The 19,828-nt window shown below is 69.6% G+C and carries 14 protein-coding genes and 2 pseudogenes; 11 read left to right on the forward strand and 5 right to left on the reverse strand.

Annotated features, from left to right (window positions below):
- Window positions 1-183: 183 nt before the first annotated feature.
- The 9 genes and pseudogenes from ACIRJP_RS16490 (at window position 184) to ACIRJP_RS16530 (ending at window position 13,010) form a co-directional block, all read left to right on the forward strand.
- A complete protein-coding gene (locus tag ACIRJP_RS16490; protein WP_404173763.1) occupies window positions 184-1,230 on the forward strand; it encodes a sensor histidine kinase in 1,047 nt (348 codons plus the stop codon).
- Window positions 1,231-1,261: 31 nt separating this feature from the next.
- Window positions 1,262-2,317 (forward strand): hypothetical protein, encoded by a 1,056-nt coding sequence (locus ACIRJP_RS16495; protein WP_404173766.1) that lies wholly within the window; start codon window positions 1,262-1,264, stop codon window positions 2,315-2,317.
- The gene (locus ACIRJP_RS16500) at window positions 2,296-2,952 is read left to right on the forward strand and encodes a response regulator (RefSeq protein ID WP_404173769.1); all 657 of its coding nucleotides are present in this window, start codon (window positions 2,296-2,298) and stop codon (window positions 2,950-2,952) included. The genes ACIRJP_RS16495 and ACIRJP_RS16500 overlap by 22 nt, the downstream gene beginning before the upstream one ends.
- Before the next feature lie 522 nt (window positions 2,953-3,474).
- Window positions 3,475-5,895, forward strand: a complete 2,421-nt coding sequence (locus tag ACIRJP_RS16505; protein WP_404173772.1) for an endonuclease/exonuclease/phosphatase family protein — start codon at window positions 3,475-3,477, stop codon at window positions 5,893-5,895.
- 258 nt (window positions 5,896-6,153) lie between these two features.
- On the forward strand, window positions 6,154-6,594 hold the full coding sequence (locus tag ACIRJP_RS16510; protein WP_404173775.1) for an Lrp/AsnC family transcriptional regulator: 441 nt from the start codon (window positions 6,154-6,156) through the stop codon (window positions 6,592-6,594).
- 51 nt (window positions 6,595-6,645) lie between these two features.
- Window positions 6,646-9,621: an aminotransferase gene (locus tag ACIRJP_RS16515; protein ID WP_404173778.1), complete on the forward strand. Its 2,976-nt coding sequence runs from the start codon at window positions 6,646-6,648 to the stop codon at window positions 9,619-9,621.
- Window positions 9,622-10,048: 427 nt separating this feature from the next.
- Window positions 10,049-11,368: a flavin monoamine oxidase family protein gene (locus ACIRJP_RS16520; protein WP_404173782.1), complete on the forward strand. Its 1,320-nt coding sequence runs from the start codon at window positions 10,049-10,051 to the stop codon at window positions 11,366-11,368.
- A gap of 178 nt (window positions 11,369-11,546) precedes the next feature.
- Window positions 11,547-11,693: pseudogene (locus ACIRJP_RS16525) on the forward strand (PhzF family phenazine biosynthesis protein); the annotation flags it as partial.
- A 135-nt stretch (window positions 11,694-11,828) separates the two neighbouring features.
- Window positions 11,829-13,010, forward strand: coding sequence for a PucR family transcriptional regulator (locus ACIRJP_RS16530; RefSeq protein WP_404173785.1), 1,182 nt, complete (start codon window positions 11,829-11,831; stop codon window positions 13,008-13,010).
- A gap of 39 nt (window positions 13,011-13,049) precedes the next feature.
- Here ACIRJP_RS16530 and ACIRJP_RS16535 read toward each other — a convergent pair whose 3' ends face one another.
- Both ACIRJP_RS16535 and ACIRJP_RS16540 read right to left on the reverse strand, forming a co-directional pair.
- Entirely contained in the window at window positions 13,050-13,265 is a 216-nt protein-coding gene (locus ACIRJP_RS16535) for a hypothetical protein (protein ID WP_404173788.1), read from the reverse strand.
- A 57-nt stretch (window positions 13,266-13,322) separates the two neighbouring features.
- Complete coding sequence (locus ACIRJP_RS16540; RefSeq protein WP_404173791.1) at window positions 13,323-14,177, reverse strand: alpha/beta hydrolase family protein; 855 nt, start codon at window positions 14,175-14,177, stop codon at window positions 13,323-13,325.
- A gap of 433 nt (window positions 14,178-14,610) precedes the next feature.
- On the opposite strand from ACIRJP_RS16540, the gene ACIRJP_RS16545 reads away from it, so the two are divergent.
- Window positions 14,611-15,411 (forward strand): SAM-dependent methyltransferase, encoded by an 801-nt coding sequence (locus ACIRJP_RS16545; protein WP_404173794.1) that lies wholly within the window; start codon window positions 14,611-14,613, stop codon window positions 15,409-15,411.
- A 210-nt stretch (window positions 15,412-15,621) separates the two neighbouring features.
- Here ACIRJP_RS16545 and ACIRJP_RS16550 read toward each other — a convergent pair.
- From ACIRJP_RS16550 to ACIRJP_RS16560, 3 genes and pseudogenes are all read right to left on the reverse strand, one after another.
- Window positions 15,622-16,095, reverse strand: a pseudogene (locus tag ACIRJP_RS16550) (IS110 family transposase); the annotation flags it as partial.
- A gap of 472 nt (window positions 16,096-16,567) precedes the next feature.
- Window positions 16,568-17,011, reverse strand: a complete 444-nt coding sequence (locus ACIRJP_RS16555; protein WP_404173797.1) for an NADAR family protein — start codon at window positions 17,009-17,011, stop codon at window positions 16,568-16,570.
- Window positions 17,012-17,061: 50 nt separating this feature from the next.
- On the reverse strand, window positions 17,062-18,042 hold the full coding sequence (locus ACIRJP_RS16560) for an AraC family transcriptional regulator (protein WP_404173800.1): 981 nt from the start codon (window positions 18,040-18,042) through the stop codon (window positions 17,062-17,064).
- Between the two features lie 501 nt (window positions 18,043-18,543).
- Between ACIRJP_RS16560 and ACIRJP_RS16565 the strand changes: the two genes are divergently transcribed.
- Window positions 18,544-19,764 (forward strand): styrene monooxygenase/indole monooxygenase family protein, encoded by a 1,221-nt coding sequence (locus tag ACIRJP_RS16565; protein WP_404173803.1) that lies wholly within the window; start codon window positions 18,544-18,546, stop codon window positions 19,762-19,764.
- Window positions 19,765-19,828: the final 64 nt, after the last annotated feature.

The following is a 19,828-nucleotide window of genomic DNA, read 5'->3' on the forward strand; positions in this document are numbered from 1 at the left end:
GCCCGGGTTGTCATCCTGCGGTGTCGCACCGGTTGTTCGAGAGCTCTGCCCACTCGCTCGCGAAGACGGCGGCACCAGCGGCCTCGCCCTCCGACCGGTTCGGTGAGCGGAGTGCCGCCGATCTCGCCACAAGGCAGTGTCGAGGCGCGATTCCTGGCGTCCGCCCACCGGTTGGTTCCTCCAGTGCGCGGGGTCGCGGTGGTCGTCATCAGTGTCTTCGGCCTTCTCGCGGTTCCCGACGAGGCTCTGCCGCTGGGGTTCGCCTTGCTCGGGCTGGTGCTCATGGGCGCCGGGGTGGACTGCTGGGCGGGGTTCACAGGGCGCGGCGCGATGCTGTCTCTGGTGTTCGCCGTGCTGAGGGTGGCGGCGGTCTGCGGGACCCAGGAATGGACCGGCGGGCCACTGAACCCATGGGCGTTGAACATGCTGACCACAACGGCGATCACACTCCAGTGGGAGTGGCCCCCGGCGGTCGCCGTGCCCGTCACGTCCGGGCTGCTCGCGGTCGACCTGACCGTGGTGGGAACCGATGTCGTCGGCACTCTGCTGCCGCGCCTGGTGTTCGAGTGCCTGCTGGCGCGCCTGGGATTCGTGTTGCTTCGCCAATCGGCCAGGCGCGTGGACGGGTTACGGGAACGCCGATCGGCGCTGGCGCGCGCGGAGGCGGCCTCGCTGGCGCGGCACCGGGAGGAACGCGAGTACCTCGCGCTGCTGCACGACACAGCGGCGTCGACCTTCCTTCTGGTGACGGTGCAGGCGAAGGAAACGGACCCGGAGCAGGTCGCCGAGTACGCCCGACACGACCTCGCGGTGCTCACCGGTACCGCGGGAGGAGCGACCGCCCAGGACAGCACCGTGGACCTGACGGCCGCACTGCACACCGTCGCCAACCGCGGCCGACTGGCCGTCGAGGTCCGCGCGGAGGGCACCTGGCTGGTTCCGGCCTCGGTGGCACTCGCCTTCGTGCGTGCGGTGCGCGAGGCACTGGTGAACGTCGAGCGGCATGCCGAGGGCGGCACCGCCGTGCTGAGCGTGCGCGGCGAAGGCGACCGGGTCGTCGTCACGGTGGCCGACCGCGGGGTGGGGTTCCACCCGGACGAGGTGAAAGGCTCCCGTCGCGGTATCCGGAGCTCGGTGGTCGAGCGCATGATCGCCGTCGGCGGCAGCGCCACGATCACCTCGCGTCCCGGTGCGGGTACCACCGTGAGGTTGGTGTGGTCCGGTGAGTGAGAGAGCGGCAGGTGACCACGTCTACGCGACGATGCGGATCATCCTGGTCTGCGCCACCGGCATTCTGCAGTTCGGCCTGTGCCTGCATCCCCTGCTCGCACAGGAGTACCGGCACCGATGGCTCGCCGTCGCCGCCTTCATCGCCCTGGCGTCTGTCACCGCCGTCTGCGGCGGGTGGGTGCTGCGGCGAAAGGCGTTGCCCGTCGCCCTCGTGGTGGCCGGCACGGCAGTGGTGCTCGCCGTGTCGTTCTGCGCCCCGGCCGCGCTCGCCCCGGACCGGCGTTTCCAAGCGTCCGACTGGTCGTTCGGCCTGGTGGGGTGGCACCTGCTGTTGCTGCTGCTGGACCGGGTCCGGGTGCTGATCACGGTTCTGGCCGCGCATCTGGTGACAGGCGTGGGACTGTTCCTTTCAGCAGGCATGCCGGACCGCGCGACGTTGGGTGCGGCCGGTGCCGCCGCGTTCGGCGCGGTCAACGTCCAGCTGGCGGTCGTAGTGATCACGCAAGTGCTGCACCGGCAGACCCACGAGGCGATGGCGGTGGCCGAGGAGAAGGACCGGCTGGTGACCCGGGTACTGACGGCACAGCAGTGGGAACAGGGCCAACGGAACCTGTTTGCCGACCAGTTGGGCTCGACGCTGTCGCTTCTTGCGGGCCTGTCCGACGGCGAGCTGGACCCACGCGACAGTGAGACCCAGCGGCGATGTGCGCTTGCGGCGACACAGTTGCGGCGGCTGTTCGCCGAGAACGACAACGTGCCCGACCCATTGGTGCACGAGGTCACCGCGTGCGTCGACGCGGCGGAGCGACGAGGCGTGGACGTGTCGTTCGCGATCAGTGGCGCCGCCGTGCCGGTGCCCTCGCAGGTGCGCCATGAGCTGACCGGGCCGGTGGTCACGGCATTGTCGGCGGCGCGGATCCGTGCCAGGGTGAGCATGCTGCGCACCGATGAGGAGGTACGCATCGCTGTGGTAGCCGACGCCTGCGCCGACCTGGTCATCGAATCCACCGGCCGAGTCGGGGTCGAGTACGGCGTCTACGGTGAATCCTTGCGGCTGGAGGCAAGATGGCGCAAGCAACAGAGCTGAGCGCCGTCATCGTCGACGACCACCCCGCAGTGCGTGCCGGGGTCGCCCAATGGCTGGTCACCGGCACCCCACCGATCCAGGTCGCGGCATCGGGTGACGATGTCCGGGTCGCGTGGGCCGGCGAGGGCGCCACCGCCGATGTGGTGATCCTCGACCTGCACCTGGGCGGGCCGACGCCGGCCATGAGCGAGCTTCGCAGGCTGGCTCAGGCGGGGCGACGGGTCGTCGTCTACTCGATGCGTGCGGATGACGAGATCGCTTTGCAGTGCCTGGAGTTGGGGGCCCTGAGCTACCTGACCAAGGCCGAGGGCGCCGAGCATCTCCTCGAAGCCTCCGTCGCTGCGGCATCAGGCCGCGCGTACACTCCGCCGTCGCTGGCAGGAGCGCTGGCAGGTGACCGCTCCGCCAGCCGGCCGACGCTCTCGGCGCGAGAGACCGAGGTGCTGGTCGAGTGGTTCCAGTCCGAGTCCAAGGACTTCGTGGGCCAACGCCTGGGTATCTCACCGCGCACGGTCAACACCCACCTCGAACACATCCGGATCAAGTACGCAATGATCGGCAGGGAGGCGCCCACCAAGGCCGCGCTCCTGGCACGAGCAATCCAGGACGGACTGGTCCAGGTCGACGACCTGTGACGCCAGTCTTCCCCTCCCCTCACCCCGAAGCGGCCGGGCAAGGGCGCCCACAGCCTGACAGCACTACCGGGACCTCAGCGAGACCCGACGGTGGGTCTCAGCTCGATTGCTAAAAGGCGAGACGACAAGTGCTCGCCGCCACATGTCTCCCTCCGGCGGATGGTTCGAGATTCACCGCCGACCTGCCCTTGCCGAGGCGACGGTGCCGAAGAGCGAATGACGCAACGAGTCCCGAGTGGGCTGCCTGGCGGTTCGGTGCACTCTCCACCCCGCGTGACGATGGTCCGGCTCCGGTGCACGGCTTGGTGCGACTTGCGGGAACAGCGACCGGACAGGTGGGCATGGTGACGAGAAGTTCATGTCCGAAGCCTTGTTACGCCATGTTCTACGCGCGTATCTTCAGCTTCTGGATCTGCGCGAGACGCCCTTGAGCGTCCCCCGTCAGCACGTTGACGATCCCTCACCGATCCTGGCGCCGCTGCGGCGACCGGGCTGTGTTCTGCCATAAGGAGTGCCGCAACGGTGCCCAGTCCCCTTTCCACCCGCCGCACACTGCTGCGCGCTACCCTGCCTGCCGCGGTCACCGCGTCGCTGGTGCTCGTCCCGCTGACCGGCGCGGTCGCCACCACGTCCGCGGACGTGGTCATCGCCGAGGTGTACGGCGGTGGCGGCAACTCCGGCGCGACGCTGAAGAATGACTTCATCGAACTCGCCAACCCGTCCGGGGCCGCCTTCGGCCTGGCCGGCCACAGCGTGCAGTACCTGCCGGGCAACCCCAGCGCCACCAGCAAGTGGGGGGTCACCCCGCTGAGCGGCGCGGTCGCCGCCGGCGCCCGCTACCTGGTCGCCGAGGCGGCGGGCACGGGCGGCACCGTGGACCTCCCGACCGCCGACACCGCCGGCAGCCTGGCCCTGTCCGCCACCTCGGGCACCATCGCGCTCGTCAACGGCACCGACGCGCTGACCTGCAAGACCGCCGCGGACTGTGCCGCCGACCCGCGCGTCGTCGACCTGGTGGGCTTCGGCACCGCCGTGGTCCACGAGGGCTCCGGCGCCGCCCCCGGCGCCTCCAACAGTGCCTCGGTGGCTCGCGCCGCGTCTCTCGCCGACACCGACGACAACGCCGCCGACTTCCAGGCCGGCGAGCCCACCCCGGTCAACAGCAAGGGCGAGTCCGCCCCCGGCGGCTCCGACGGGGGCGGCACCGGCCCGACCGAGCCCGGCACGGTCCGCGTCCACGACATCCAGGGCGTCACCCGCGTCTCGCCGCTGGCCGGCCAGACGGTCACGGGCGTTCCCGGCATCGTCACCGGCCTCCGTACGTACGGCACCAAGGGCTTCTGGATCCAGGACCCGGACCCGGACGCCGACCCGGCCACCAGCGAGGGCGTCTTCGTCTACACCGGCGGCGCCGGCCCGGCCGTCAAGGTCGGCGACTCGGTCCTGGTCACGGCCAAGGTGACCGAGTACTACCCGAACCGCTCCGGCGGCTCGCAGTCCCTCACCGAGTTGTCCACCGCCAAGGTCACCGTCGTCTCCTCGGACAACCCGGTGCCCGCCCCGGTCGTGCTGGACGGCTCGGCCATCCCGGCGGCATACGCCCCGGACGCGGCGGGCGGCTCGATCGAGTCCCTGCCGCTGCGGCCCGACGCCTACGCGCTCGACCTGTACGAGTCGCTGGAGGGCATGAACGTCGAGGTCCGCGACGTGCCGGTGACGCAGGCCAGCAACTCGTACCACGAGCTGTGGGTGAACGCCCGTGAGCAGGACCCGCGTTCGTCCCGCGGCGGTTCCGTGTACCTCGGCTACGACCAGCAGAACTCCGGCCGGCTCATGGTCCAGTCGCTGGGCGCGGCCGCCGACTTCCCCGTCGCCGATGTCGGCGACCGGCTCACCGGCGCCACCGGAGGCCCGCTTGACTACACCAATTTCGGTGGTTACGCGGTGCAGGCGACCCGGCTCGGCGCCGTCCAGTCCGGCGGGCTGAAGCGGGAGGTCACGCAGTCCGGCCTGCCGAGCGAGCTCAAGATCGGCACGTACAACGTCGAGAACCTCGACCCGAGCGACCCGGACGAGAAGTTCGCCGAGCTGGCGGCCGGCGTCGTCACCAACCTGCGCTCGCCCGACATCCTGGCCCTGGAAGAGGTCCAGGACGACAACGGTCCGGTCGACGACGGCACGGTCACGGCCGGCGCCACCATCGCCAAGTTCGTCGAGGCGATCAAGGCGGCCGGCGGCCCCGCCTACGACTGGCGCTCCGTCGACCCGGTGAACGGCAAGGACGGCGGCGAGCCCGGCGGCAACATCCGCCAGGTGTTCCTGTTCAACCCCGACCGCGTCTCCTTCACCGACATACCCGGTGGCGACTCCACCACCGCCGTGGACGTGACCGGCACCGGCGAGCTCACCTCGCTGACCGCCTCCCCGGGCCGGATCGACCCTGCCAACGCGGCATGGAACAGCAGCCGCAAGCCGCTGGTCGGTCAGTTCGAGTTCCACGACAAGCCGGTCTTCGTGATCGCCAACCACTTCAACAGCAAGGGCGGCGACCAGGGGCTGGACAGCCGCTTCCAGGCCCCGACCCGCAGCTCCGAGGTCCAGCGCTCCAAGCAGGCCGAGGCCGAGCAGGCCTTCGTCTCCAAGCTCCTGGCCGCCGCCCCCGGCGCCCGGGTGGTCTCCCTCGGCGACTTCAACGACTACCAGTTCTCGCCCACGCTCCAGACCCTCACCAAGGGCGGCGTCCTGCGCGACCTGGCGAACGAACTGCCCGCGTCCGAGCGCTACTCGTACATCTTCCAGGGCAACTCGCAGGTGCTCGACCACATCCTGGTCAGCCCCGCGTTCAAGCCGCAGCAGACTCGCTACGACATCGTCCACATCAACAGCGAGTTCGCCACCCAGGCCTCCGACCACGACCCGCAGGTGGTCCGCGTCAAGCCCTGACCCGCCCCATCCACCGCGCCTCCCCCGTCCGGTCCCCGACCGGGCGGGGGAGTTCGTTGTTCTGCCCGTGTGTCCACGGCGTGGAGCTTGCCCGGTTCGAAGTTCCAGCCGCGGTGGGAATCGCCCGGATGCTCACGAGACCAACGCCGCGATTCGCTCGAATAAATCGTCTGCACGCTTGAATCGAGCACACAGATCCGCCATTGTGCTTGAAGCAAGTGCAATACCTGCCGTTCACGCAGGAGAGAGGGGTGCTTCATGGACGACACCGACCGGGCCATCCTGCGGGAGCTCCAGATCGACGGCCGGATCCCTTACGCCGATCTGGGGCCGAAGGTGGGGTTGTCACCCTCGGCCGCAAGGCTCCGGCTGCAGCGGCTGATCGACACCAAGGCGGTCCAGGTCGTCGGAGTGACCGACCCGATGACCATGGGCCAGCAGACGATGGCGCTCCTGGGCTTGCGCGTCGACGGCGATCCCCGGGCAGTGGCCGTTGAGCTGTCACGGCACGACGAAGTCGTGTACACGGTCCTGACAGCCGGCGGCTTCGACCTGTTCGCGGAGGTGGTGTGCAGTCAACCTCGGGATCTTCTGGACTTCATCAACGACATCGTGCGGCCCATCGAGGGGGTCGCATCCGTGGAGAACTTCCCCTACTTCGGCATTCACACTCACCGCTTCCTGTGGCACGTCGACTGAGGCATCCGAGCCTCCCAGCCCTCTTTGCCCGCACCAGCCGAGGAACCCTGCATGCTGCCCGACGAGTACCGCACGATCGACTTCTTCACCGAGAACGCGCTGCCTGCACCCCGCGTGGCGCCGGCCGATTGTGAGCTCATCGCTGCCGAACACCTCGGCATCACTGCTCGCGCGCAGTCGCTGGGCAGCCAGCAGGACGCCAACTTCCTGCTGCACACCGACGACGTGACACCCGCTGCGATCCTGAAGATCTCCAACCCTGCCTTCGGCACCACGGAGATCGAAGCCCAGGACGCGGCAGCCGACCTCATCGCCTCGGCGCATCCGGAACTGCGCGTCGCCACCGTCCTGCGCCGCCCCGACGGCTCCCCGCGTCGCACGACGGTGGACACCGAGAACGGTCCGGCCGTCGCGAGACTGCTGCGCTACCTGCCCGGCGGGACACTCTCGGGACCCCGCCACCTGTCCCCGACCACGGTGGCGGCCATGGGCACGATCGTCGGCAAGGCCAGCACCACCCTGCGCGACTTCCGGCACCCGGGCCTTGAGCGCGTGCTCCAGTGGGACCTGCGGCATGCCGACCGTGTCGTCGCCAGGCTCGCCGCCCACATCGAAGAGCCCGACCGGCGCAATGCCGTCGAGGCCGCGACCGTCGAGGCCTGGGCCCGCGTCCAGGAGCTCGCCGCCGCGCTGCCGTTGCAGGCGGTGCACCTGGATCTCACCGACGACAACCTGATCCGCTGCCCCGACACCCGTCCGCCGATGCCGGACGGGGTCATCGACTTCGGTGACGTGACGATGAGCTGGGCGGTCGGTGAGCTTGCCGTGTCACTGTCCTCAATGCTCCACCACGACGGTATCGAGCCTCACCACCTGCTGCCGGCCGTCCGCGCCTTCCACGCCGTTCGGCCGCTCTCCCCCGAGGAGACGGAGGCGTTGTGGCCGCTCGTGATCCTGCGCGCCGCCGTCCTGGTGGCCAGCGGGCGGCAGCAAGCCGCGGTCGACGAGGACAACGCCTACGCCAGGGCCGCCCTCGACCGGGAATGGCGCATATTCGAACAGGCCACCCGGCTGCCCATGCCGGTGATGAGCCGCCTAGTCAGGGACGCGACCGACATGGCCGACTCCGCTGCCCGAACCGCGCAGGCCGCCGCACCGGTGCGCCCTCTACTGCGGAACCTCGCCGCAGCCGAAATCACCGTCCTCGACCTGTCCACCGACGCCGATTCCATGGATCACGGAGCCTGGCTCAAGGCCGGTACCGAGCACCGGCTGGCTGCCTCCGCACTCGCGGACGGTGCACTCGCGGTCGCCACCCGGTACGCGCAGGCGCGGCTCACTCAGGCGCCGGCCCTGTCGGCGGTGTCCGCCGCCACGGTGCCCACCGGCATCGATGTGCGGCTCGGCCGGGACGCCGTGGCGCAGGCCCCCGACGCGGGGAAGGTCCTCGCCGCGGTGCCGGGTCGTGTGGAGCTCACCTACGGCGAGCAGGTGCTGACGTTGTCGTTCCCCCGCGCGGTCCACCCGGCGGTCACCACCGGTGCGACGGTGCAGGCGGGTGAGGACGTCGCCCGCGTCCCCTCCGGAACCACCCTCCACCTCGCGCTGCGCGACGCCGACAGCCCCGCTGTCCCTGCTCTGGTCCGTCCCGAGTACGCCGCCGGCTGGCTCGCGCTCACCGCCGACCCCGCCCCGCTTCTCGGTCTCCCGGTCGAGTCCGACGGTACGGGCGAGAGGGACCTGCTCGACCGGCGTGACGCCGTGTTCGCGACCGTGCAGGAGCACTACTACGCCAACCCTCCCCGTATCGAGCGTGGTTGGCGCCACCATCTCCTGTCCACCGAAGGCCGCTCGTACCTCGACATCGTCAACAACGTCACCCCGCTGGGCCATGCCCACCCCTGCGTCGAGCAGGCGGTCTCCCGGCAACTGCGACGGCTCAACACCAACTCGCGCTTCCACTACGCCTCGGTGGTGGAGTTCACCGAACGCCTCGCCACCCTCCTCCCCGATCCCCTGGACACGGTGTTCCTCGTCAACTCCGGTTCCGAGGCGGTGGACCTGGGCCTCCGGCTGGCCATCGGGGCCTCCGGACAGCACGATGCCGTCGCACTGCGCGAGGCCTACCACGGCTGGACATACGCCTCCGATGCCGTCTCCACCTCGCTGCAGGACAACCCGGACGCGCTGGCCACCCGCCCGAACTGGGTCCACACCGTGGACTCACCCAATTCCTATCGCGGCCGGCACCGCGGGGCGGATGCCGTGCGCTACGCCCCCGAAGCCGTCGCGGAGATCGACGAACTGGCCGCTGCGGGCCGTCCGGCAGGAGCCTTCATCAGCGAGACCTTCTACGGCAACGCCGGTGGCGTCGCCCTGCCCGACGGCTATCTCGCCCAGGTGTACGGGGCCATCCGCCGTCACGGCGGCCTGGCCGTCGCCGACGAGGTCCAGGCCGGCTACGGCCGCCTGGGACACTGGTTCTGGGGCTTCGAGCAGCAACAGGTCGTCCCCGACATCGTGTGCGTCGCCAAGGCCATGGGCAACGGCCACCCCCTCGGCGCCGTCATCACCTCCAAGCCGGTCGCCGACCGCTACCGTGACCAGGGCTACTTCTTCTCCTCCACGGGAGGCAGCCCGGTCTCCAGCGCCGTGGGCCTCACCGTCCTGGACACCCTGCGCGACGAGGACCTCCAGGGCAACGCGGTACGCGTCGGCAGCCATCTGAAGATCCGACTCGAAGCCCTGGCCGACCGCTACGGCATCATCGGCGCCGTCCACGGCACGGGCCTCTACCTCGGCCTCGAACTCGTCCGGGACCGCACCACCCTGGAACCCGCCACCGAAGAGACCGCCGAACTCTGCGACCGCATGCTCGACCTCGGCGTCGTCGTCCAGCCCACCGGAGACCACCTCAACGTCCTGAAGATCAAGCCTCCGCTGTGCATCGACACCATCGCGGCCGACTTCTTCGCCGACATGCTGGACCGCGCTCTCGCTCAACTAGGCCACTCCCACGCCCGGTAACAGCGGGCTCAACTCGGCGCTTCGCGATGCGGCGCCGAGACGATGCCCGGTCTGCCGGTCGGCGGCCCCGCCGAACGACCGCCCTCGACCCCGTACGCCGACCTCCTCTGCCTTCCCGTCGAGCCCGTTCGCTCGATCGGCATCGGCTTCAACCAGCGCTCCTCGGCCCCCGCCAACTGCAGTCCGGGCTGCCGAGACCTGTGGCTGCGGTCCACTCGTCGCGACTTTCACAGCCAACAGCGACGCCCGACACCCGTACGAGCGCCAGGAGCTGTACCAAGTCCTCACGTTGCGCACATCGGCGACCTGGTGGCAGCGCCCGTTCCACAGGTGCTCGCGCGGAATGAACAGCTTCGCCGTCGGCGGCACGCCTGCTCCGACGGCTGACACGCAGGTCTGACTTCAAGTTCCCTGGAGAAGAGAGAAGATGATGGACACCATCGTCGTCGGCGCGGGAATCGCCGGAATCACCGCAGCTCGACTGCTGCACCTCGCAGGACAACGCGTGGTCGTGCTTGAGGCGCGAGACCGTATCGGTGGGCGGATCTGGACGGACCGCACGGCAGGGTTCTCCGTCGATCACGGCGCCTCATGGATCCATGGCCTCACCGGCAACCCGCTCACGGGACTTGTCACCGCACTCGGGATGGAGACACGCGAGTTCACGGTCGGGAGCTTCCAGGCCGGCGGGCGGCCGATCGCCGACTACGACGAATCGCAGCGTCTCCTGGACGACGACGCGACACGGCAGTGGACCGTTGACGTCGACACGGCAGATGACCTCTTCCAGCTGACCAGCGCGGCGTCCGGTCACGACGAGAGTTACGCCACCGCTGCCGAGCGCGCCCTTGCCGCGACCGGATGGGAACCCGAACGAGCCGAACGGGTCCGCGCGTTCTATCGGCACCGCACGGAAGAGCAATGCGGCGCAGAGATCGAACAGGTCGCCGCTCACGCCCTCGACGAGGACACCATCGAAGGTGACGAAGTGATCTTTCCGGGTGGCTACGATGTGCTTCCCCGGACTCTCGCAGAAGGCCTCGACGTTCGTTTGGGAATGACCGTGACCGCCATCACCAGGTCGGCCACTGGGGTGCGAGTCGACACGGAGGACCAGTCCTTCCACGCCGCGCAAGTGATCATCACAGTGCCGTTGGGTGTGCTCAAAGCAGGGGCGATCGAGTTCACGCCCGCTCTGCCCGACGCCGTTGCGGGGCCGATCGCCCGACTCGGGATGGGCGTGTTCAACAAGGTCTTCCTTCAGTTTCCGAGCCGTTTCTGGCAGGACGGCGTCTACGCGATCCGGCAGCACGGCCGGGCCGGCGTCCCCTGGCACTCCTGGTACGACGTCTCCGTGGTGAGCGGCAAGCCGATGCTGCTGACCTTCGCCGGCGGCGCTTGGGGGCGGGAGATCGAGCAGAAGACCGACGAAGAGGTGATCTCGTCGGTCCTCGGCCCCCTACGGGAAATCTACGGCGACTCCGTCCCCGAGCCCGTAGCACATTGGATCACACGCTGGGGCGTCGATCCTCTGGCCCTCGGCTCGTACTCCTACGTCGCCGTCGGATCCTCGCACGACGATCACGATGCGATGGCAGAACCCGTCGACGGCGTTCTGCACTTTGCGGGAGAAGCAACCTGCGGGCGCGAGCCGGCCACTGTCCACGGCGCGCTCCAATCAGGGCATCGCGCGGCCGAGCGGATCCTCGGTTCACCGATCTCCCTGGCCGATCTCACACGGGCGTGAGCCCTTCGACGTGACGTAGCCGGGTCCAACTATGCAGCGGAGCTTCGGCGCGGGTCCGGCCCTCGTCACCGCGGTCCATCCGGGCATGGGCCCGTGACCGCCCGGACCGGGTACCAGGCGTGGTCGGCGGGACCGGCGGACATCTCGCCCTCGCCCCCGACCTCGCGGCCCCGACCACGGCCCCCTCCCCGAGCGGGGGATCATCGCGACCGCCGTGGCGGATCACCCCGAAGGCGACTGCCAGTTCGTCTCGCGCTGCTTCTTCCCCGCCATCGGCATCGACGAGGACCCCGTCACCGGAAGCGCCCACACCGCACTCGCCCCCGCCACATGACGTCGCCTCTTTCGTCGACGAGTTGGCGGCCGGGAGCGGTTCGGGGACACGCCCGACGCACTGCCCGCGCCACGGGACCCGGGGCTCCGATTGACGGCACGGCCGGGGCGGTGTGACGATGCGCCGATGTCGGACCTGCACGCCCGGATGGCCGCCCGGGTCGGTGACCTCACGGCTGTCGTGGTCGCGCGCTGCGCGGCGGAGGCGCCGTTCTACGGGGCGCTGCCCCGCGCCACCCTCCAGGGCGAGGTGGCGCGGTCCATCGCGGCGGTGCACGCGCTGTTGCTCAGGGCACTGCGCGACGGCGGCGGGGGTCCGATGGGGCAGGGCGATCTGACCCGGCTCATCGAGTGGTCGGCGCGCCGGGCCGAGGAGCGCGTCCCCCTGGAGGCGGTGATCGCCGCGTACCTGATCGGCGCCGAGGTGTGGTGGCAGACGCTGACAGAGGTCGCGGAGCCCGGTGAGCTGGCCGGGGCGGGCGGCAAGCTGCTCGCCTGCCTGCACGCCGCGCTGCCCGCGGTCGTCCTCGCCCACCAGAACGCCCAGGAGGACCTCCACAGCGAGGACAAGCGCGTACGGCGGGCCCTGCTCGGCGCCCTACTGGCAGGACGGCCGTACGAAGAGCTGGCGGGCGTGGCGCGGGTGGCCGTGGCGGGTGAGTACGAGGTGGTTGCCTTCGCGTTCGAGTCCGACCCGCCGAGCAGATTGGTGCAGTCCTCGCTCGACGCCTTCACCGGGATCCCTGTGCTGATGGACCACGTCGCTCGGATCGCCTTGTTGCCGGACAGGGCCGACGTGCCGGGCCTGGTGGCCCGGCTGGAGAAGGACGTGGGGCAGCCCGTGCGTGCCGCCGCCGCCCGCTCCTCCGTACCGACGGCGATCCCCTCGGCGGCGCAGGAGGCCGGCCGCGTGCTGGATCTCGTCCGGCGCCTGGGACGCCCGCCCGGGTGCTACCGCCTCGACGACGTGCTGCTGGAGCACCAGCTCGCGCGCCCCGGGGACGGCCTGATGCGGCTGGCGGCCAAACTCGACCCCCTGGAGGAGCATCCGTACCTGCTTGAGACGCTGCGCGTGTTCGTGGAGCGGGGGCTCAACCGCCGCCAGACGGCGTTGGAGCTGTGCGTCCACCGCAACACCCTGGACTACCGGTTGCAGCGAGTGAGCGCGCTGACGGGCCTCGACCTCGCGGTTCCCGCGCAGGCGCGGCTGATCCAGGCGGCGCTCGTCGCCAGGGACCTGGCCGGGCCCGCGGATCGCCGCGGGGTCACCGGATGGCAGGGGTCCGCAGGAGCAGCGGAAAGCGGATGAACCACGGCCGGCGTCGGCGAGCGCACGGCCTGTCATCTGTCAGAGCCAGGCGCCGAGTTCCTCGTGCCGGGGTGCGAGGACCGGGCCGGCGCCGGGGTGGTTCAGCAGTGTCAGCCCCAGAGTGAGCCGGCTGATCCGGTCCACGGTTGCGCCGGGTACAACCACAGCCGGTACTCCTTCCTCCCGGTTGCAGCCCAGCAGCAGGGCGGCCTCGGGAAGGGGCGGGGCGGCGGGCACCACGTCGCCGTCGACCACGCGCGGCGTGGATCGGGACGGCCGCCGGTCACGGCGGAAGGGATCTCCGGGAGCGGGTCACTGGTTTGCGAGGCCGTTGCGGCGGACGTCGGACCAGGTGCCGCTGTCGGTGCAGATTCCGCAACCGGCCCCGAAGAACTGTGCCCTCGCCGTCTGGTCCCCCATCAGGTGTGCCTTGAACCAGGCGGTGGTGGGCGCGGCGAACGGGCCGGGGTCGCCTACGACCGTGAAGTGATCGGCGCCGCGCAGTTCCCCGTAGATGGCCGGTATGTGGTCGGCGTCGTTGTAGAAGGCCTTGACCAGGAAGGGGAAGACGATGCTGTCCTTCTGCCCGGCCAGGAGGAGCGCGGGTACGTGTACGTCGTCGATGTCGGCGAGGGGCCCGGGCTGGATGGGCAGGATGGTGTCGATGCGCGGGTCCGAGCCGACGACGATGGCAGCGGCGCCGCCCTGCGAGTGACCGGACGCGCCGATGTGCTCCAGGTCGACACGGTCGTGGAAGGGGCTGCCCTGGTCGGCGTTGCGACGGGTGAGCAGGTCGATCCCGGCGCGCATGGAGATGCCGAGGTTGGACTGCGGGGTGTTGGCGGCGGCAACGATGAAGCCCTGACTGGCCCAGTGGAGCAACAGGTCGCGGTAGACGACCGGGAAGGCGAAGGTGCCGTTTCCCCACACGATCACGGGGTGGCGGCGGTCGCTGGTCGCGATGTCACGCGGGTAGTACAGGGTGGTCACCGCCCCGACCTCCACCGCGGTGGCGTAGGGGCCGGGAGCGCCGTAGTCGGCCGCGGCCGCCTCGGCACCGGCACCGGCGGGGGAACCGGTGGACGCCGCTGCCGCACCCGCGCCGGCAGAAGCCGTCAGCAGGAGCAGGAGCGAGATCAGGGGGACGAGCAGTTTTCTCCAGAGCACAGCGGACTCCCGATGTCGTCACGGTGAACTGGATGTTTCATCCGGCTCACGCCTTGTCTGATCGCACATCCTGAAGCACGGTTCGAGACCCGTCTCTGCGCAATCGCGGCAAGCAGCGACGTCGGAGTTTGTGCAACATACCGAGAGGCCTGAGCGCGGTGAGGGTGCCATGCTCGGTTCCGCCGCTACGACAGAGAGCCCGCCGCCCCGTTGCGGACGCCGTCCCCATCCTGGTGATCCCCGACAGTCTGATTCCCGGCAGGAACGAGTCCACCACGCCCGTCTCCCCGGGTCTGTGCCCGGTTCTTTCTCCGGGCCTTGTAAGGGGGTTACTTCCTTGCCGGGCTGGTGCGGATGTTGCTGGTGAGGAAGCATGGGCGTGCGCGGTACGGGAGGTCGTCCGCGCAGCCGATGTGCGAGATGAAGAGGGCTGATGACTGACGAGCAGGGCATGCGGACGCCGGTGGACGGAATCGACACGGGCACGCCGCATTCGGCCCGGGTGTGGAACTACTGGCTGGGTGGCAAGGACAATTACGAGGTGGACCGCCGGCTCGGGGCGACGATGGAGGAGTTGTACCCACAGATCATTGAGATAGCGCGCGCCTCCCGGGCGTTCCAGGCACGAGCGGTGCGCTATCTGGCCGGTGAGGCGGGGGTGCGGCAGTTCCTGGACCTCGGCACCGGTCTGCCGACGGCGAACGCGACGCACGAGGTCGCCCAGGACGTCGAGCCGACGGCACGCATCGTGTACGTGGACAACGACCCGATCGTCCTGGCCCATGCACGCGCCCTGCTGACCAGCCGGCCCGAAGGGGCGACGGACTATGTGCACGCGGACCTGACGGACGCCAAGACGGTGTTGCGCGAGGCCGGCCGGACGCTGGACCTCGACCGGCCGGTGGCGGTGATGGTGCTCTCGACGCTGGGACACGTCGCGGACTCGGACGAGGCCGCGGCGCTGCTGCGCAGCTACTTGGACGCGCTGCCCGCGGGCAGCTACCTGATGCTGTGCGACACCATCGCGACTCCTGAGACGCAGGCCGGGTCCGACGAGTACGCCAGTGGCGGTGCCATGCCGTACATCTCGCGTCCCAGGGAGATCATGGGGAGCTTCGCGGACGGACTCGAGCTGGTGGAGCCGGGCTTCGGCTCGATCAGCCTGTGGCGCCCCGAAGAGCCTGCCGTCGGCGAGCCGGTCGACCAGTGGGGTTTTGTGGCCGCCAAGCGATAGCCGTCGAGCAGGGCGTCTGGTCGCCATACTGCCTGCGCGATCACGGGCGGGGCTGTGGGGACCGGCACGGGCAAGCACCTGCCGATGACGAGCCCCGTCGCCCGCCGAGAAGCCGGTTGTACGCCCGCCGCCTGCGGCCCGAGCACCTGCGCACCGCTGAACACCGCGCCCGGGTCGCCAGGGGCGGGCTGTGGGTGGGCGCGGTGTGTGGTTGCCGACGACGGAGGCGAGGCACTCGGCGCCGAGGGTTGCTCCGATGCCGGGGACGCTCAGGATGATGTCGGCGATCTCATGCTCGCGAAACCGGCCCTCGATGAGCTTGTCCATCTCGGAAACCTGCTCATTGAGGACCATCACCTCCTCGGCCAGGGTATGGACCAGCTTCGCGATGGTCTTCTCTCCGGGGACGGCAGTGTGCTGGCGTTCGGCGGCCTCGACGGCGGCTTCGGCGAGGGCTGCGGCGTTGCGGACCTTGCGGTTGGCCAGCCATTTCGTCAGCGGCGTGACGCCAGCGCGGCGGATCGCTGCCGGGGCCTGGTAGGCCGTCAGCAGTCTGAGAGGGCCGGTGTTGGTCATGTCCAGGGTCCGTTCCAGGGCCGGGAACATGTGCAGCAGCGTGCCGCGCAGGCGGTTGACGACACGGGTGCGGTCTTCGACCATGTCGGACCGGCGGCCGGTCAGCACACCCACGATCGATGCGCGATCAAGGTGGTTGTCACCTGAGTTCTCCCGCCTGATGCAGCAGCCCGGATTCTCTGAACGTCATGCTTACCTCGTTTATGGGCTACGCCCAGATGCCCGCACGAGACGGCCGGTCCCAGGGCACCGATCGCGCCATGTATCGCTCTCTCCGGCGCCATGACGTATGCCCTCCATCAGCGAGCAGTTCGAAGGGAGCGGCTCGCGAAGACGTTCGGGGAAGGATTGACTCGGTCGAGGAGTACCTGGAGATGGCGTATCGCATACGGTGCCACCTTGAATCGTCACCCGCCGCCTGGAGGTACGGCGAGTCAGGGTTGCATGCTGCCGGTCGTGGCCCGCAAGTGGCCTTGGAAGCGGATGGCGGAGAAGCCGGACGTGAACCCTGCGGACAGGTCCAGGAGGAACTGCGGCCCAGGACGTGCCGGGGTCCACCCCAGGCGCAGCTCCGGCGGCCTCACGTCCATCCCGCCTGGCGGGACCGCAGTTCGGAGCGTACGAGTTCCAGGAGACGGCCCGTCCAGTTGCGGCCAGGGCCACCCCGGTCGCCCCAGAAGTACGACTGCTCCTCGTAGACCAGGGTGGCGTCACCCGTGGCCAGCAGGACGGCGGCGAGTTCGGGGTGCTGGCCGAACTTGGCGCGGAGCAGGTCGGTCATGACGGCGGTGCGCATGGCTTCCCAGTCCGGTCGGCGTGGGGCCTGGGCGGCGATCGCGCGGGCGTCGAAGACCGACGTCACCGTCCGGACGGCCTCCCGGTCCTGTGGCTCGGCGACGGACAGGGCCGAGTAGGCGTGGACGACGGTCGGATGGACGGCGTCGTCCTGGCCCACGGTGACGGGCGATGGGTATGTCCGAGAACGCTCACCCCACCAGGAAACGCCCTCTCCCGGGCAACACATTTTCGGCTGCCTCGGCCGTCCGCCCGCCCCGGCCACGACCGGATGCCCTCCTATGACCGCAACGTCTCCGAAGGCGACTCCCCGAACTGTTGGCGGTACGCGAGTGAGAAGCGGCCTGGGTGCAAGAAGCCCCAGCGGGATGCGATGGCGGTGACGGTCGTGGCACCCGGGTCGGAAGCCAGGAGTTCCTTGCGTATGCGGTCCAGGCGGACCTCGCGCAGGTACGCGAGCGGTGTCGTGTCGAGGTGCCGGCGGAAACCTTCCTGGAGGGCCCGTACGCCGACGCCGACGCATTCCGCGATCTCGGCGACCGTGAGCGGCTCGGCGGCGTGCCCCTCGATGATCTCCATGGCGCGGCGGACCGCGGGCGGTGCGACGCGCGGTTGCTCGCCGAGCAGCGCCGGCGTGTAGTTGTTGGGCTGGGCCATCAACAGCTGTGTCATGAGGAGTGATTCAAGCTGTCTTGTCACGATGGGCTGGCTTGTCATGCCGCCAGACCCCTCTGCCTCCCGGCGCATGAGGTCGACGATGTTGAGCCAGGAGCGCGAGCCCGGTGTGGTGAGGTCCATACCGAGCGAGAAGAAGATCGGGCGGCGCACGGTGCGGCCGAGCAGACTGGCCAAATGCGATTCCAGGGACGATCGGTCGAACCACACGATCAGCTGCGGATTGCCATCACCCCAGCGCATGTCCAACGTTCCGGTCGGAGAGGGGACAGAAGCGAGTTCTGGGGAGGAAATGATCTCCTCGCGACCGCAGGTGATTTCGGCGTAACCGGCCAGCGGGATCTGGACAAGGAAAAAGCTTTCCAGGTCACCTGGCGTGATCCGGACTTCCGTTCCGTAATCGAGGTAATACAGGCCTGTCCGATCAAAGGGTGCGCCGTGCAGCCGGGCGTCGAGCGTCGCCGAGCGCTGCATGATGCGCAGCTCATGCGGGCAGAAGGCGCGGCCGACCTCGGCCCGCGCCTCCCAAATGTCTGCTGTGTGAAACCGCTGGTGGTTTGCGAGAGGGGGCTCTTCACTGGGCATGTGAACCTCCACCGCCGAGATGCGCGATCAGGACAGCGATCCGCGTGATCCGGATAGCGAAGATGATCTTTGCATACCAAGGTTGATCCCCGGCCGCCTCGGCCCCGAGAAGAAACCAGGGATTCAACGATGCAGGGAGTGCCGGGCTGGAGTGCACTCGTCACGGGAGTAAAGCCACGCCCAGCGGACAGCCCGTCGCATGCACGCTGCGCGAGCTGTGCGCGACCGGCGTGGAGGAGGCCGCCGAGACCGTACCCCTGCACGTCGGGGCACCCTTGCCTCTGCCGCGTCGGCTCACCGATTCGGCCGGCCCCTTCAGACGGCCGGGTGACCCGGGACCCATCCCCCGGTCCTACGGGCGAACCGGCTTCCCGCGGCTGCTCGCCGGCCCCCTCCGGCGGGCAGCCGAATTCCACACATGCGAACCCCCCACTCGTTGACGCCGCCACGTCGCCGAAGCCCCGCTCAAAACCGCACAACGCGACCCCCGGAGGTCCCCCCATGCGCAAGATCACCATCGTCGGAGCCGGCCAGGCCGGCCTCCAGCTCGCTATCGGTCTGGTCAGCCACGGCTACGAGGTCACCGTCGTGTCCACCCGCACCGGAGACCAGATCCGCGAGGGCCGGGTCATGTCCAGCCAGGCCATGTTCGGCACCGCGCTGGCCCACGAGCGCAACCTCGGCCTCGACTTCTGGGGCGACGCCTGCCCGTCGATCGCCGGGCTCGGCGTGAACATCGCCAACGGCCAGGGCGGCCGGGCGCTCTCCTTCGACGCCCGCCTCGAAGCCACCGCCCGTTCCATCGACCAGCGCGTCAAAATGCCGCTCTGGATGGGTGAGTTCGCGCGCCGCGGCGGCCGTCTGGACATCCGCGAGGCCGGCGTCGAGGACCTGGAGCGCTACGCCGCAGAGTCCGACCTGGTGATCGTCGCGGCCGGCAAGGGCGAGATCGCCGGACTGTTCCAGCGGGACGCCGAGCGTTCCCCGTACGACGCTCCGCAGCGCGCGCTGGCCCTGGCGTACGTCACCGGCATGGCGCCGCTGCCCGACCGCCCCGGCGTCAGCTTCAACGTCATCCCCGGTGTGGGCGAGTACTTCACCATGCCCAGCCTCACCACCAGCGGCCCTTGCGACATCATGTTCTTCGAGGGCATCCCGGGGGGCCCGCTCGACTGCTTCGACGGGCTCACCCCCGACCAGCAGCTGGCGAAGTTCCAGGAGCTGCTGCGGACGTATGTCCCGTGGGAGGCCGAGCGCTGCACCGAGATCGCTCTCACCGACTGGAACGGTACTCTCGCGGGCCGCTTCGCGCCGACCGTCCGCAAGGCCGTCGCCGCGCTGCCCTCCGGCGCGCAGGTGCTCGGCCTCGCCGATGTCGTCGTCCTCAACGACCCAATCACCGGCCAGGGTTCCAACAACGCCTCGAAGTGCGCGGCCTCCTACCTCGCCACCATCCTGGACCACGGCGAGCGCCCGTACGACGCCGCGTTCATGGAGCTGGCCTTCGGCCGCTTCTGGGACAACGCGCAGTACGCCACAACCTGGACCAACGCGATGCTCGGCGCCCCGCCGCAGCACGTCCTGGAGCTCTTCGGCGCGGCGTGCGCCAACTCCCGTATCGCTGCCCGCTTCGTCAACGGCTTCGACGACCCGCGCGACTTCTTCCACTGGTTCATGGACCCGATCGCTGCGAAGAACTACCTGACCGACGTCAGCGCCTGAGCGGCCGCCAGGAGACACACGCGCCCTGACGGTGCGCCAGCGATAGTACGTAACGAGAGCAGGA

The organism is Streptomyces sp. NPDC102437 (assembly GCF_044765565.1).
Lineage (GTDB): Bacteria > Actinomycetota > Actinomycetes > Streptomycetales > Streptomycetaceae > Streptomyces.